The sequence below is a fragment of the Melissospora conviva genome (assembly GCF_049523535.1).
GTDB classification, from domain to species: domain Bacteria; phylum Actinomycetota; class Actinomycetes; order Mycobacteriales; family Micromonosporaceae; genus Melissospora; species Melissospora conviva.
The window spans coordinates 192,210-206,102 of the sequence record NZ_JBLLDT010000005.1; the positions used below are offsets into that span (position 1 = coordinate 192,210).

The window sequence follows — 13,893 nt, forward strand, 5'->3', positions numbered from 1 at the left end:
GGCTGTCTTCCGCCCCGCCGCATACCCGATCGAGCCCACGCAATCCCGTCGCATGGTCCGTATTTTCCGGTCATATACCGACAGATCAACCCAGTGGCGACACGGCCGACGGCCTACCGGAGCGGGACTCTTCGTGAAAGCCCTGTGACATTCCGGGTGTCGATGATCCATACCGGCATGCGGCCGGGCGTTAGGCTGCTGGCATGCCAGGCACGTTCGGGCGAATCCCCACCCCACCGGCCCCCGACGTCGGTGACCCAGCCGCCACGGGCACCGCCGCTCTACTCGCCTCGTACCCATGGGAGCAGACGCCGCTCGGTGCGCAGCACAGCTGGGATCCGGCGCTGCGCACGTTGGCCGAACTGGTCGTCGCCTGCCCGATGCCGATGGCGCTCGCCTACGGCGACGACCTGGTGCTGATCTACAACGACGCCTACGCCCCGCTGGTCGGCGCGCAGCACCCGGCGGCGTTCGGCCAGGCTGCGAACGGGGTCCTGACCGAGATCTGGCACCAGTCGGGACTGGGCGACGTCCTCGCCTCCGTCTACCGCGACGGCCGACCGCACCTGGGGCAGGAGACGACCCTGCCGGTCTTCCGCGCCGGCTCCGGTCTGATCGAGCACGGCGTCTTCGCGCACAGCCACTCGCCGGTGCGCGACGGCTCCGGCCGGGTGGTCGGCGTACTCACCGTCGCCGCCGAGACCACCCAGGTGATCCAGCAGCTGAAGAGCCTGAGCGAGCTGACCACCGCCCTCTCCGCCACCCTGACCCTCGATGACGTCGCCCGCGTCGCGCTGCGCTACGCGCTGGACTCCTTCGACGCCGACTGGGCCGCGTTCAGCGTTGACGACGGGCCGGGCTGGCGGTCGGTACGCCGGGTCCGCGGCGAGGTCATCGACGAGGCCGACGAGCGGTTGCCGCCGCTGTGGCGGCGCTGGCCGGCCGAGCACCCCGGCCCGCTGGCCGTCGCCGCCGGCACCGCCCACGCGCGGTTCACCGGCGACGAACACCCGCTGCACGCCAGCGCAATCGACCGGCACGACGAGAAGATCCGGGCGCTGGCGGCGCTGCCGCTGCGGACGACGTCCCTGCGGGGCTCCTTCGGGGTCGGGTACCGCGATCCGCACTCCTGGTCCTCGCCGGAGCGGGCGCTGCTTGCCGCCGGCGCCGAGCTGATCGCGCAGGCCGCCGAGCGGGCCCGCCGCTTCGAGACCCAGCACGGCACCGCCCAACTGCTGCAGCGCAGCATGCTGCCGGAGAACCTGCCGGACCTGCCGCAGCTGCGGGTCGCGGCGCGCTACGAGGCCGGGGTGGACGGCAACGCCGCCGGCGGCGACTTCTACGACGCTTTCGTGCTGCCCGACGGCTGTCTCGGCATCGTGCTGGGCGATGTCGCCGGGCACGACGTGCAGGCAGCGGCGCGGATGGGGCAGGTGCGGGCCGCCCTGCGGGCGCTGGCGCTCAACGACTCCCGGCCGGACCGCGTACTCACCGGGGTGGACCGGCTGGTGGCGAGCCTCGGCGCCGAAGGCGGCACCGACGAGCTCTTCGTCACGGTCGTCTTCGGTGTCCTCGACCCCGACGGGGCGCGGATGACCCTGTCCAGCGCCGGTCACCCGGCGCCGCTGCTGCGCCGCTGCACCCCCGAGGGCGAGCCGACGGCGCGTTATCTCGATCTGCCCACCGGCACCCCGCTCGGACTGGGCGGACACCGCGTCAGCAGCAGTGTCGAATTCGTCCCGGGCGACACCCTGCTGCTCTACAGCGACGGGGTGATCGAACGCCGGCGGTACAGCCTCTCCGCCGGGCTGGCCGCGCTCGCCGGGGCGGTGGCGGCGGCCGGCAGCGGTGACCCCCGGGCGCTCTGCGCCGTGGCCACGGCCGCGGTCGGCGGCACCACCGAGGACGACGTCGCCATCATCGCCGTCGAACACGTGCGCACGCCGAGCCGCTCGGCCCGGATGCAGGTGCCGGCCGAACCGACCGCACCGAGCCGGGTACGGCGCTGGATGAGCCGCCAGCTCACCCAGTGGCAGGTGCCGGAGCAGGTGGTCAGCGCCGCCGTGCTCTGCACCAGCGAGCTGACCACCAACGCCCTGCTGCACGCCGGCACCGCGGCCCGCGTCGAGATCGACCTGAGCACCGAGCGGCTGCTCGTCTCGGTGGCCGACAGCGGCACCCGGGGCACGGTTACCCGGGCGCAGACCGACACCCTGAGCAGCCGGGGCCGCGGCCTGGGCCTGATCGAGCACCTCAGCGATGCCTGGGGCACCGATCCGACCGTACGCGGTTCCACGGTCTGGTTCGAGATGCTCATTCCGGAGCAGTGAGACGCGTCGAAACGGCCGTGGCGGGGTAGGAGAGCCGCCATGCGAACCGACAAGCCCGCCGGCGTGCTCTTCGACGTCGACGGCACCCTGGTGGACACGACGTACCTGCACACCGTGAGCTGGGCCGAGGCGTTGCGGCAGGCGGGGCGGCCGATTTCGATGGCCCGTATCCACCGCGCCATCGGGATGGGCTCGGACAAGCTGCTCGACCATCTGCTCGGCGACGACCGGGACCGCGGCGGCGACGACGCGCTGCGCACCGTCCACGACGAGCTGATGGCCGGTTACGCCTCGCGGCTGCAGCCGCTGCCCGGCGCCGTGGAGTTGTTGCGCGCCTGTGCCCGGCGCGGGCTGCGCGTGGTGCTTGCCAGTTCGGCGGCCGAACACGAGTTGGCGAAGCTGCGCGGGGTGCTCGACGCCGAGGACGTCATCGACGCCGCCACCTCCTCGGCAGACGCGCAGGTGAGCAAACCGGCCCCGGACATCCTGGTGGCCGCGCTGGACCGGGCTGGGCTGGACCGCAGCCGGGTCATCTTCGTCGGCGACTCGGTCTGGGACGTGCAGGCAGCCGGGCGGATCGGGGTGGCGTGCATCGCGCTCACCTGCGGTGGGACCAGCCGGGCCGAGCTCGCCCAGGCGGGGGCCGTCGCCGTCTACGAGGATCCGGCCCAGCTGCTGTCCGACCTGGATCGGACCCCGCTGGCCGCTCTCGCCTAGCCGGCGGTCGTCAGGTCGCCCTCCGGCCACAGCGGCTGCCCGGTGGGCGACGCCACCTGCCGCGGCGCCGGTGCCGCCTGCCTCGGCACTGCCTCCTGCCGCACCGAGGTGGGCCCAGGGCGGTCCATCAGAACCCGCACGGTCGTCGACCGGCCGGTGGTGTGGATCTCCACCAGGTCGCAGAGCTGGTGGACGAGGTAGAGGCCACGGCCCCGCTCGCTTCCCGGTGGGGGCGGGATCCGGCCGGCCAGCGGGTCGGTGAGCACTCCGTCGCCGGCGACCTCGCAGACCACGGCGTCGGGCTCGATCCAGGTACGCAGCAGCGCGTGCCGCTTCGACTGGGTCAGCGCGTTCGTGGCGAGTTCGGTGACGGCGATCCGCAGATCGTCGGCCCGGTCCGGGTCGAGTCCTACCGCTGTCCCGGCAGCGGCTGCCACGGCGCGGACCTCGGCGAGCTCGCTGACGGTGAAGCGCAGCGAATCGACGGGGACCACCGGTTCGGGCAACGGCCGGTCGAACCACCGGGCCACCGCGCGCGGCGCGAGGTAGCCGGGGCTGGGGCGTACCGTGCTCCCCTCCAGCAGCACCGGATGGGTCCGGACCGCGTCGGCGATCACCGCGGCGCCGAGTCTGGCGGTGTCGTACGCACAGAGGATCCGGGCCCGCTGCCCGGCGAAGGCCAGATTGGTCAGCGCCTCGTGCTGGACGCAGCGGGGGTACTCCCGTTCGCCGCGGCCGGCCCAGATCGGTTCGCCGACGATCCGTACGGGCCGGTCGGGGTGCCGCGCCAGGAAGGCGTGCAGGACGCCGGGGATGATCCGGGCGGGATTGCGCCCGGCCACGGCCATGTCGACCAGCGTCACCGCCGCTGCGTCCAGTCGGCCGCGCAGCAGCGGCAACCGCTGCCCTGGTACGGCGACCATCACCGCCTCGCCGGCGGCCAGCCCGGTCTCGACGAATGCGCCGAGCGTGTCGACGTACTCGCCGTCGCTTCCGTACCGGAGTGCGGCATGCCAGAACGGCTCGGCGGGCGCCGGGCCCGGCTCCACCTCGCCGTCCGGACCGCCCGGTCGATTCCCCACCATGCTCACGTCAGGCCACCCCCGACAGCACCCTACGTGCCGGATTCGTTTTCGCCACCCGCCGACTTCGCCGCGCGGGAGTCGGCGGGCATCGAGGACGGCGCGTTATCCGGTCCGGGCGTGGGGAAAGCAGGCGCGACCAAGGAGGAAACATGTCTGAAGCACCGAACCCGAGCAACCGCTGGTCGACCCCGACGTTGGACGGCAACGCGAGCATGCCCCGGGGGCCGGGCGACGCACCGACCGTCGCCGCCGGAGCACAGGACGGTGCCCCCGGCGGCGCGGTCGCGGTGGCCCGCTATCCCGACTACGCCGATGCGCAGCGGGCGGTGGACCGGCTCGCCGACAGCCGCTTCCCGGTCGAGCAGACCGCGATCGTCGGCACCGATCTGACCCTGGTGGAGAACGTTCTCGGCCGGCTGACGACCGGGCGGGCCGCACTGGCCGGCGCCGGTACGGGCGCCTGGTTCGGCCTCTTCATCGGCCTGCTCTTCGGCATCTTCACCGTCGGGAACTGGCTCGCCGTCATCGTGGCGGGTCTGGTGATCGGCGCGGTCTGGGGCGGGATCTTCGGCGCGATCGCACACGCCATGACCGGCGGCCGCCGCGACTACGCCTCGACGAGCATGCTGCGCGCCCAGCAGTACGCGGTGATGGTGCAGGCGCCGCTGGCCGATCAGGCCCGCCAGGTGCTGGGCCTGCGTCCCGGCAGCCAGCCCGCGTAGCCGACCAGCCGCAGTTGTGTGCGGCAGGGCGCCGGGTGTGACGCCGTGTCTGGCGGCGCCACGCCCGGTCAGGCCGTCCGACATTTGCTTCAAATTTGAACCAGCGCTACCGTTGCCCCATGCCCCGCAACCTCGACACCGCCGAACTGGCCGGCTGGCGTGCCTACATCGAAGCGAGCCAGCTGCTGCTGACCCGGCTGGAGGAGGAGTTGCGCCGCAGCAGCAACCTCACCCTCGGCGACTACCACGTGCTGGTGCTGCTCTCCGAAGCGCCAGGGCAACGACTGCGGATGGGCGAACTCGCCGAACGGCTGATCTTCTCCCCCAGCCGGCTGACCTATCAGATATCGACGATGGAACGGCGCGACCTGGTCCGCCGGCAGCCCTGCCCCGCCGACCGTCGCGGCAGCGAGGCAGTGCTGACCCCGACCGGCCTGAGCACGTTGCGCGCGGCCGCGCCACACCACCTCGAGGCGGTGCGCGCGCTCTTCGTCGACGACCTCGACGCCGACGCGCTCGCCTGCCTGACCCGTGTCTTCACCCGCCTCGGCAACCGCCTGCGCTCCGCCCCGGAGTCCGCCGGCGAGCCGCGCAGTTAGGAGCAACGCCATGCCCGCCATCACCGTCGAGAACGAACTCGTCCTCCCCCGACTGCCCCGGCTCGCCGAGCAGACCACCGCCTACCGGCCGGTCCGGCAGATCGTCACCGCCCCGACCGGCTACGAGGGCGAGGGTTTCCCGGTACGCCGCGCCTTCGCCGGCGTCGCGATGCGCGATCTGGACCCCTTCATCCACCTGGACCAGATGGGCGAGGTGGAGTACGCCCCCGGCGAGCCCAAGGGCACCTCGTGGCACCCGCACCGGGGCTTCGAGACAGTCACGTACATCATCGACGGCATCCTCGACCACCAGGACTCGCAGGGCGGGGGCGGCACCATCACCGACGGCGACACTCAGTGGATGACCGCCGGGGCCGGCCTGCTGCACATCGAGGCGCCGCCGGAGCACCTGGTGGTCAGCGGCGGCCTCTTCCACGGTCTGCAGCTGTGGGTGAACCTGCCCCGGGCGCTCAAGCTGAGCCCGCCGCGCTACCAGGACATCCGCGGGCGGGAGTCGGCGCTGCTGACCACTGCCGATGGTGGTGCGCTGCTGCGGATCATCGCCGGCGAGATCGACGGACGGCGGGGCCCCGGCTCGACGCACACCCCGATCACGATCACCCACGTCACCGTGCAGCCCGGCGCCCAGGTCGACCTGCCCTGGAATCCGGCGCACAACGCGCTGCTCTACGTGCTGGGCGGCCGTGGCACGGTCGGCACGGACCGCCGTCCGATCCACACCGGGCAACTCGCGGTGCACGGCCCCGGCGAGGCGCTGCGCTTCGCCGCCGACGAGCGCCAGGACTCCAACGCCCCGGCGCTGGAGGTCTATCTGATGGGCGGCGAGCCGATCCGGGAGCCGGTGGCACACTACGGGCCGTTCGTCATGAACACCCGTGACGAGCTGATCCAGGCCTTCGACGACTACCAGGCCGGCCGCCTCGGCGTGGTCCCCGCGTCCCGCCTGCCGCACACCGACTGAGTTCGGTCCGGTGACCGTCCATCCGCGAGGATCGGGCGGTCACCGGGCTCGGTCACGACACGGCGAAGATCCCTGCCAGCCCGAGCACCACCATGACCAGCACTGCCAGCAGGGCGCCGCCTTCGCTCTCCACCCGCTCCGGAGCGTCGGTCGTGTCCGTCGGCTGAGTCTGCATTCCGGCCTCCCTCGGTCTTCCCTTGGAACGGGCCGACCTCCCCTGCCGTACGCGTCCGCGGCGTGACCCGTCCGCCGGCTCCACCGGGCCCGTCCACACATGCGCGCCGGCCGCATCGGCCCGACATGGGGTTACCCCCCTGCGCCGACGGAAACCCCGACGGTCCGCCGCCCTCGGGCGATCCATGTCACCTCAGTCCCGCCGGAGAGCAGCTGCGTCGAGGGCCACCCGAGCGATGGAGGTAACAAATCCGGCGACTTCTGTCCGGTTCATGCGGTTACCACGTGATAAATAACCTTTATCCATCAGCCGTTCGGGTAGATTTCCGTGAGCCGATCAGGTTAGGGTTTGGCTCTGAACGGCCAGCCTGACCTTGCCGATCATCTGAAGCTTGCTGACGAACGACACCCATCCAACCGAAGCGACACGTCCGTCCCACGGACGAGGTGCAGGGAAGGACCCCCATGAGCGCGCCAACGACCACCGACCGGGCGGCCACGACCGAGCCGGCAACCAAGGCCACCGCACTGGACCCCCGGGCACTGACCGACACCGCTGCCGATCTGCTCAATGCGATGGCCGCTCTCCCCGCCGGTCACCCCTCCCGCCCGCGGTTGCGGGAACGCGCCATCGAGGCCTGGCTCCCCCTGGCCAACCACCTGGCCCACCGCTACAGCGGGCGGGGCGAGCCGACCGACGACCTGGCGCAGACCGCGGCGGTCGGCCTGATCAAGGCGATCGACAAGTTCGACCCGACCCGCGGCGTCGACTTCGCCGGTTACGCCATTCCCACGATCATCGGTGAGCTCAAGCGTCACTTCCGTGACCGCACCTGGGACATCCGGGTGCCCCGGCGCCTGCAGGAGCTGCGGCTGAGCATCTCCGAGGCGAACAGCTCCCTGCTGCAGACTCTCGGCCGTTCGCCGACGGTCGCCGACATCGCCGCCCACCTCAAGCTCACCGAGGAAGAGGTCCTGGAGGGCCTGGAGGGCGCCCGCGCGTACAACGCCGTCTCGCTCTCGACGCCCACCGGCGACGGTGAGCGCGCCACCGAGCTCGGCGACATGCTCGGCGGTGAGGACGGCGAGTTCGAACTCGCCGAGCTGCGCGTGGCCCTCGGCCCGGCGCTGGCCACCCTGGACGAGCGCGAGCAGAAGATCCTCACGCTGCGCTTCTACGGCAACCTCACCCAGTCGCAGATCGCCGAGCAGATCGGTGTCTCCCAGATGCACGTCTCCCGGCTGCTCGCCCGCGCGCTGACCAAGCTGCGCGGACAGCTGAGCGAGACCTACTAGACCCCGACGGGGTGGGTGCGGCGGTGGCCGGGTCGGCGGACCCGGCCACCGCCATGTCCGGCCCCGCCACTGCCGGGCCGTCGACCCCCGCCGCTGCGTCGCACCGGACGCGACCGGGCAGAGCCGACGACCCCCGCCGCTGGGTCGCAGCGGACGCGACGGGGCAGACTGGCAGCGTGCCTGCTGCGCGAACCATCACCGGTCTGCCCGTCGCGGACGTGCTGCCCGCCGTCACCGCCGCCCTCACCGAGGCCGGCACGGCGATCCTGGTCGCGCCGCCGGGCACCGGGAAGACCACGCTCACCCCCCTGGTCCTCGCCGAGGCGTTCGACGGCCGCATCGTGATCGCCCAGCCCCGCCGCATCGCCGCCCGGGCGGCGGCCCGCCGGATGGCGTTCCTGCTCGGCGAAGAGGTCGGCGCGACGGTCGGGTACGCGGTGCGCGGCGAGCGGCGCACCAGCGCGGCGACCCGCATCGAGGTGGTCACCACCGGCCTGCTGCTGCGCCGCCTCCAGCACGACCCGGAGCTGCCCGGCACCGCGGCCGTCCTGCTCGACGAATGCCACGAGCGCCAGCTCGACGCCGACCTGGCGCTCGCCTTCGCGGTCGAAGCCCGGTCGGCGCTCCGTCCCGACCTGCGGCTGCTCGCCATGTCGGCCACCGCCGCCACCGAGCCCCTCGCGGAGCTGCTCGGCGGCCCCGGCCGGCCCGCTCCCGTGATCACCGCCCGCTCCGCACTGCATCCGGTCACGTCGGTCTGGGCGCCGCCACCGGCGTCGGTGCGCCCCGGCGACGGCGTCCGCGTCGCGCCCGGGCTGCTCGACCACATCGCCGCCACCGTCCGGCGGGCGCTGCACGAACAGGAGGGCGACGTGCTCGTCTTCCTGCCGGGCGCCGGCGAGATCGCCGGGGTGCGCTCCCGGCTCTCCGGCCTGCCCGACATCGCCCTGCTCCCGCTGCACGGACGCCAGTCCGGGCGGGAGCAGGACGCCGCGCTGCGCCCGTCGGCGCACCGGCGCGTCGTCCTCGCCACAGCGGTCGCCGAAACCAGCCTCACCGTTCCCGGTGTCCGCGTCGTGGTCGACTCCGGCCTGGCCCGCGTCGCCCGGATGGACCACGGCCGCGGGCTCGGCGGGCTGGTCACCGTGCCGGTGTCCCGGGCCACCGCCGAACAGCGCGCCGGCCGCGCCGGCCGGGAAGCCCCCGGGCACGCCTACCGGTGCTGGCCGGCCGCCCACCACGAACGGCTCGCCGCCCAGCCGGAACCGGAGGTCGCCGCCGCCGACCTCACCGGCTTCGCACTGCACCTGGCCTGCTGGGGCGATCCGGACGGCAGCAACCTGCCCCTGCTCGACGCCCCGCCGCCAACGGCGATGCGACTGGCCCGGGCGAGCCTCACCACGCTCGGCGCGGTCGACGAAACCGGCCGCGCGACCGCCCGCGGCCGGGCGATGGCCGCGACCGGCACCCATCCCCGCCTGGCCCGCGCGCTGCTCGACGGGGCAGCCGAGGTCGGCACCGACCGGGCCGTGGAGATCGTCGCCCTCCTCTCCGAGGAGGTGTCCGGCCGCGGAGACGACCTCGCCGCCGCCTGGCGCGCCCTGCGCGCCGGCAGTGATCCGGCCGCCACCGCGCGGTGGCGCGCCGAGATCCGCCGGCTGCGCGCCACCCTGCCGGCCGCGCCGCGGCCGTCGCCGGCCGGACTGCCCGACGACCTCGCCGCCGCCCTGGTGGTGGCACTGGCGCACCCGGAACGACTCGCCCGGGCCCGCCAACCGGGCGGCGCGACCTACCTGATGGCCGGCGGCACCGCCGCCGATCTCACGCCCGGGTCGGCCCTGACCGGCGCCGGCTGGCTCGCCGTCGCCGTGGCCGACCGCGCCCCCGGGGGACGGTCCGCCCGGATCCGGCTCGCCGCCGCGCTCGACGAGGCGACCGCGCTGACCGTGGCCGGTGCCATGCGGCACACCGTGGCACAGGTCGACTGGGTCGACGGTGACGTCCGGGCGCGGACCAGCACCCGCGTCGGCGCCATCGTCGTCGACGAACACCCGCTGACCCGCCCCGACCGGGCCGCGATCACCGCCGCGCTGCTACGCGGGCTGGAACAGGAAGGGCTCGACCTGCTCGACTGGACCCCGGCCGCCCGGGCGCTGCGCGAACGGTTGGCGTTCTGCCACCGGGTGCTCGGCGACCCCTGGCCTGGCATGGACGACGACGCCCTGCTGGCGGCGGCCCCCCAGTGGCTCGGCCCGGAGCTGTCCCGGGCCCGGCGCCGCGCCGACCTCGGCCGGGTCGACGTCCCCACCGCCCTGCGACGGCTGCTGCCCTGGCAGCTCGCCGCCCGCCTCGACGAGGTGGCGCCGGAGCGCATCGCGGTGCCGAGCGGATCACGGATCCGGTTGGACTACGCCGACCCGGCGGCGCCGGTGCTGGCGGTGAAGCTCCAGGAGACCTTCGGCTGGCAGACCACGCCCCGCGTCGGCGACGGGCGGGTGCCGGTGGTGCTGCACCTGCTCTCCCCCGCCGGCCGGCCGGTGGCCGTCACCGGGGACCTGCCGTCGTTCTGGCGTACCGGATACCCGCAGGTGCGCGGGGAGCTGCGCGGACGCTACCCCCGGCATCCGTGGCCCGCCGACCCGGGCACGGCGGCGCCGACCCGGCGAACCACTCCGCGCCGTTAGACCGCCCCCGGCTGCTCCGGCTCGGCGACCACGTCGGCCACCACCACGCTGATGTTGTCCGGCCCGCCGCCCTGCAGCGCCAGCTCGATCAGCCGCCGCACGCAGGCATCCCGGTCCGGCTGCGAACCGAGCGTCTCGGCCATCGCGTCCGCGCTGACCACGTTCGACAGGCCGTCACTGCAGAGCAGCCAGCGGTCCCCCGCCCGCGGCACCATCGTCGCGTACGACGGGGAGACCTCGGAGCCCTGCAACGCCTGGGTGACCACTGCCCGCCGTGGATGGTGGGCCGCCTCCTCCGGGCTGATCAGCCCCTGGTCGAGCAGCATCTGCACGAAAGTGTCGTCCCGGGTCACCTGCTTGAGCACACCACCGCGCAGCAGGTAGGCCCGGGAATCGCCGACGTGGGCCAGCGCGAGGCAGGTACCGGAGCGGGCCAGCAGCAGCGCGGTGAGGGTTGTGCCCATCCCCTGCCGCTCCGGGTCCTCGGCCACCGCGTCACGGATGCGGGCCTGTGCGGTGGCGATGCCCTGTTGCAGGGCGGCGACCAGCGCCTCCTCCGGAACGGGCACGTCGAGCACGCGTACGGCCTCGATGGTCACCGCGCTCGCCAGGTCACCGGCGGCCATTCCGCCCATGCCGTCGGCCACCCCGACCAGCCACTCGCCGGCGTACACGGCGTCCTGGTTTCCGCTGCGGATCAGGCCGCGGTCGCTGCCGGCCACCGAACGCAACTTCAGGGTCATGGCAGGAAGCCTGCCAGCCCCGGCCCGGCTTGTCTGCATCAGGTCGCCCGGCACGGCAAATCTCACTGCCGCCGAAGGCGGTTCGACGGTACCGGTCATCCGTGCGCACGGAGCTTGGGCAGCACCTGCGATCCGAAGGTGTCGATGAAACCGGCCTGCTCCTGACCGACGTGGTGCAGGTAGAGCCCGTCGAAGCCGCACTCCAGGTAGCTCTCCAGCCAGCCGACGTGCCGGGCCGGATCGGCCGAGATGTTGACGACCTCGGCGAGCTGTTCCATCGAGATCCGTTCACTGGTCACGTCGAAGTGCTCGGTCAGCGGAAGGTCCCAGGAGACCGGCGGGTCGAAGACGTTGCTGCGCCACTGCTCGTACGCGAGCTTGCGCGCCGCCTCGTCGTCCGCCGCCCAGCTCAGGTGGACCTGCAGGTAGAGCGGTCCCCGGCCGCCGGCGTCGCGGTAGCTGGAGATCATGTCACGCAGGTACGGCAGCGGCGCGTTGACGGTGATCAGCCCGTCGGCCCACTCCGCGCACCACTCGGCGGTGGAGGTGCTCACGGCAGCGCCGATGAGGGCCGGGGGCTGCTGCGGGCGGCTCCAGAGCCGGGCCTGGTCGACGGTGACCAGGCCGTCGTGGTTGACCTCCTCACCGGCGAGGAGGTCCCGGATGACGTCGACGCATTCGCGCAGCCGGTCCATCCGCTCCTCCTTGCGCGGCCACGGGTCGCCGGTGATGTGCTCGTTGATCGCCTCCCCGCTGCCCAGCGCCGCCCAGAACCGGCCCGGGTACATCTGCCCGAGGGTGCCGATCGCCTGCGCGATGATCGCCGGGTGGTAGCGCTGGCCGGGCGCGTTGACCACCCCGAAGGGGAGCGTGGTGGCCTGCAGCGCGGCGCCGAGCCAGGACCAGGCGAAGCCCGACTGTCCCTGCCGTTCGCTCCACGGCGAGAAGTGGTCCGAGCACATGGCGGCGTCGAAGCCGGCCTCCTCGGCCCGGATCACCGCTGTCAGCAGCGCCGCCGGGTCGATCTGTTCGTGGGATGCGTGGAATCCGAAGACCGTCATGCCCACGTTCCCTACCCGCCCCGGCAGCGGGCCATGCTCCTGCGAATCCGGCCGGGACCAGATCGGCCCCGGCCGGGCGCGTCACTCGTTGGCGTGGCCGGCGCCGGGACCGGGCGTGGCCTGCTCGCCGCCGACCCAGACCGTCTTGACGTTGCAGAACTCCCGCATCCCCAGCGCCGACAGCTCGCGGCCGTAGCCGGAGTTCTTCACCCCGCCGAAGGGCAGTTGCGGGTACGACGTCGTCATCCCGTTGATGAAGACGTTGCCGGCGTCCAGGTCGGCGATGAAGCGCTGCTGCTCCTGCTCGTCCCGGGTCCAGGCGTTGGCGCCGAGGCCGAAACCGGTGCCGTTGGCCAGGGCGATCGCCTCGTCGTAGTCGGCCGCCCGGTAGAGCCCGGCGACCGGCCCGAAGACCTCTTCCTGCCACATCCGCATCCGCGGTGTCAGGTCGGCCACCACAGTCGGCGGGTACCACCAGCCGGGGCGCTCCGGCGCCACTCCGCCGGTCAGCACGGTGGCGCCCGCCTCGACGGCGTCGCGGATCTGGGCGGCGACATCGTCGCGGCCCTGCTCGGTCGCGAGGGGCCCGACGTCGGTGGTGTCGGCCATCGGGTCGCCGACCCGCAGCGCCGCCATCCGCCGGGTGAACCGCTCGGCGAAGTCGTCGTAGACATCGGTGTGCACGATGAAGCGCTTCGCGGCGATGCAGGACTGGCCGTTGTTCTGGCAGCGGGCCGTGGTCGCCACCTCGGCCGCGGCGTCCAGATCCGCCGAGGGCATCACCACGAACGGGTCACTGCCGCCGAGTTCCAGCACGGTCTTCTTCAACTCCCGGCCGGCGATCTGCGCGACGGACCGGCCCGCCCCCTCGCTGCCGGTCAGGGTGGCCGCCCGGACCCGGGGATCGGTGAGGACCTGCTCCACCGCGGCGGAGCCGATCAGCAGGGTGGCGAAAGCGCCTGCCGGGAAACCGGCACGGGTGAACAGGTCACCGAGGTAGAGAGCGGTCTGGGGCACGTTCGAGGCGTGCTTGAGCAGGCCGGTGTTGCCCGCCATCAGCGCCGGCGCGGCGAAGCGCATCACCTGCCAGAGGGGGAAATTCCAGGGCATGACCGCGAGCACCGGGCCGATCGGGGAGTACCGGACGAACGCCCGCCGGGCCCCCACCGCGGGGGCGTCGGCCGGCTCGTCGGCGAGGAACCCCGCCGCGTTGGCGGCGTAGTAGCGGGCGCCGGCGGCGCACTTGCCGACCTCGGCGCGGGCCGAGGCGTACGTCTTGCCCATCTCGGTGGTCATGGTCCGCGCCACCTCGTCACGCTCGGCGTCGAGCAGGTCCGCGGCGGCGTTGAGCCAGCCGGCGCGCTGCTCGAGCGTCGTGCCGCGAAGGGTGTGGAAGGCGCTTTCGGCGCGGCCGATGGCGGCGTCGATCTCCGCCGGGGTCGCGGCGTCGAAGGTCTTGAGCACCTCGCCGGTGGCGGGATTGGTGGTGGCTATCGACAT

12 protein-coding genes are annotated in these 13,893 nt (G+C 73.3%); 7 read left to right on the forward strand and 5 right to left on the reverse strand.

The features are described 5' to 3' along the window. Positions 1-203: 203 nt before the first annotated feature. The gene (locus ACK8GG_RS14235; protein WP_440356518.1) at positions 204-2,330 is read left to right on the forward strand and encodes an ATP-binding SpoIIE family protein phosphatase; all 2,127 of its coding nucleotides are present in this window, start codon (positions 204-206) and stop codon (positions 2,328-2,330) included. Between the two features lie 39 nt (positions 2,331-2,369). Then, positions 2,370-3,047, forward strand: coding sequence for an HAD family hydrolase (locus ACK8GG_RS14240; protein ID WP_440356519.1), 678 nt, complete (start codon positions 2,370-2,372; stop codon positions 3,045-3,047). Here ACK8GG_RS14240 and ACK8GG_RS14245 read toward each other — a convergent pair. Continuing rightward, positions 3,044-4,132 (reverse strand): anti-sigma factor RsbA family regulatory protein, encoded by a 1,089-nt coding sequence (locus tag ACK8GG_RS14245; RefSeq protein ID WP_440356600.1) that lies wholly within the window; start codon positions 4,130-4,132, stop codon positions 3,044-3,046. The two genes, ACK8GG_RS14240 and ACK8GG_RS14245, sit on opposite strands and share 4 nt — an antisense overlap. 149 nt (positions 4,133-4,281) lie before the next feature. Here ACK8GG_RS14245 and ACK8GG_RS14250 point away from each other — a divergent pair, with 149 nt between their 5' ends. The 3 genes from ACK8GG_RS14250 to ACK8GG_RS14260 all read left to right on the forward strand — a co-directional run bounded on the left by ACK8GG_RS14250 (position 4,282) and on the right by ACK8GG_RS14260 (position 6,435). Next, entirely contained in the window at positions 4,282-4,854 is a 573-nt protein-coding gene (locus tag ACK8GG_RS14250) for a YflT domain-containing protein (protein WP_440353758.1), read from the forward strand. Between the two features lie 119 nt (positions 4,855-4,973). Beyond that, positions 4,974-5,453, forward strand: a complete 480-nt coding sequence (locus ACK8GG_RS14255) for a MarR family winged helix-turn-helix transcriptional regulator (protein WP_440353757.1) — start codon at positions 4,974-4,976, stop codon at positions 5,451-5,453. Positions 5,454-5,463: 10 nt separating this feature from the next. Beyond that, positions 5,464-6,435, forward strand: a complete 972-nt coding sequence (locus tag ACK8GG_RS14260; RefSeq protein ID WP_440356520.1) for a pirin family protein — start codon at positions 5,464-5,466, stop codon at positions 6,433-6,435. A 52-nt stretch (positions 6,436-6,487) separates the two neighbouring features. Here ACK8GG_RS14260 and ACK8GG_RS14265 read toward each other — a convergent pair whose 3' ends face one another. Next, the gene (locus tag ACK8GG_RS14265; RefSeq protein WP_440351755.1) at positions 6,488-6,610 is read right to left on the reverse strand and encodes a hypothetical protein; all 123 of its coding nucleotides are present in this window, start codon (positions 6,608-6,610) and stop codon (positions 6,488-6,490) included. 464 nt (positions 6,611-7,074) lie between these two features. Between ACK8GG_RS14265 and ACK8GG_RS14270 the strand changes: the two genes are divergently transcribed. Then, complete coding sequence (locus tag ACK8GG_RS14270) at positions 7,075-7,905, forward strand: SigB/SigF/SigG family RNA polymerase sigma factor (RefSeq protein ID WP_440353756.1); 831 nt, start codon at positions 7,075-7,077, stop codon at positions 7,903-7,905. Positions 7,906-8,081: 176 nt separating this feature from the next. Further along, on the forward strand, positions 8,082-10,589 hold the full coding sequence (gene hrpB, locus ACK8GG_RS14275) for an ATP-dependent helicase HrpB (RefSeq protein ID WP_440356521.1): 2,508 nt from the start codon (positions 8,082-8,084) through the stop codon (positions 10,587-10,589). Here hrpB and ACK8GG_RS14280 read toward each other — a convergent pair. From ACK8GG_RS14280 to ACK8GG_RS14290, 3 genes are all read right to left on the reverse strand, one after another. Beyond that, a complete protein-coding gene (locus ACK8GG_RS14280; protein WP_440350775.1) occupies positions 10,586-11,332 on the reverse strand; it encodes a PP2C family protein-serine/threonine phosphatase in 747 nt (248 codons plus the stop codon). The genes hrpB and ACK8GG_RS14280 overlap by 4 nt on opposite strands. A gap of 95 nt (positions 11,333-11,427) precedes the next feature. Continuing rightward, positions 11,428-12,393, reverse strand: coding sequence for a TIGR03885 family FMN-dependent LLM class oxidoreductase (locus tag ACK8GG_RS14285; protein WP_440350776.1), 966 nt, complete (start codon positions 12,391-12,393; stop codon positions 11,428-11,430). A gap of 81 nt (positions 12,394-12,474) precedes the next feature. Further along, complete coding sequence (locus tag ACK8GG_RS14290; protein WP_440350777.1) at positions 12,475-13,893, reverse strand: NADP-dependent succinic semialdehyde dehydrogenase; 1,419 nt, start codon at positions 13,891-13,893, stop codon at positions 12,475-12,477.

Coding starts and splice junctions, on each gene's coding strand:
- ACK8GG_RS14235 (WP_440356518.1), top strand. CDS start 204: ATGCCAGGCACGTTCGGGCGAATCCCCACCCCACCGGCCCCCGACGTC.
- ACK8GG_RS14240 (WP_440356519.1), top strand. CDS start 2,370: ATGCGAACCGACAAGCCCGCCGGCGTGCTCTTCGACGTCGACGGCACC.
- ACK8GG_RS14245 (WP_440356600.1), bottom strand. CDS start 4,132: ATGGTGGGGAATCGACCGGGCGGTCCGGACGGCGAGGTGGAGCCGGGC.
- ACK8GG_RS14250 (WP_440353758.1), top strand. CDS start 4,282: ATGTCTGAAGCACCGAACCCGAGCAACCGCTGGTCGACCCCGACGTTG.
- ACK8GG_RS14255 (WP_440353757.1), top strand. CDS start 4,974: ATGCCCCGCAACCTCGACACCGCCGAACTGGCCGGCTGGCGTGCCTAC.
- ACK8GG_RS14260 (WP_440356520.1), top strand. CDS start 5,464: ATGCCCGCCATCACCGTCGAGAACGAACTCGTCCTCCCCCGACTGCCC.
- ACK8GG_RS14265 (WP_440351755.1), bottom strand. CDS start 6,610: ATGCAGACTCAGCCGACGGACACGACCGACGCTCCGGAGCGGGTGGAG.
- ACK8GG_RS14270 (WP_440353756.1), top strand. CDS start 7,075: ATGAGCGCGCCAACGACCACCGACCGGGCGGCCACGACCGAGCCGGCA.
- ACK8GG_RS14280 (WP_440350775.1), bottom strand. CDS start 11,332: ATGACCCTGAAGTTGCGTTCGGTGGCCGGCAGCGACCGCGGCCTGATC.
- ACK8GG_RS14285 (WP_440350776.1), bottom strand. CDS start 12,393: ATGACGGTCTTCGGATTCCACGCATCCCACGAACAGATCGACCCGGCG.
- ACK8GG_RS14290 (WP_440350777.1), bottom strand. CDS start 13,893: ATGTCGATAGCCACCACCAATCCCGCCACCGGCGAGGTGCTCAAGACC.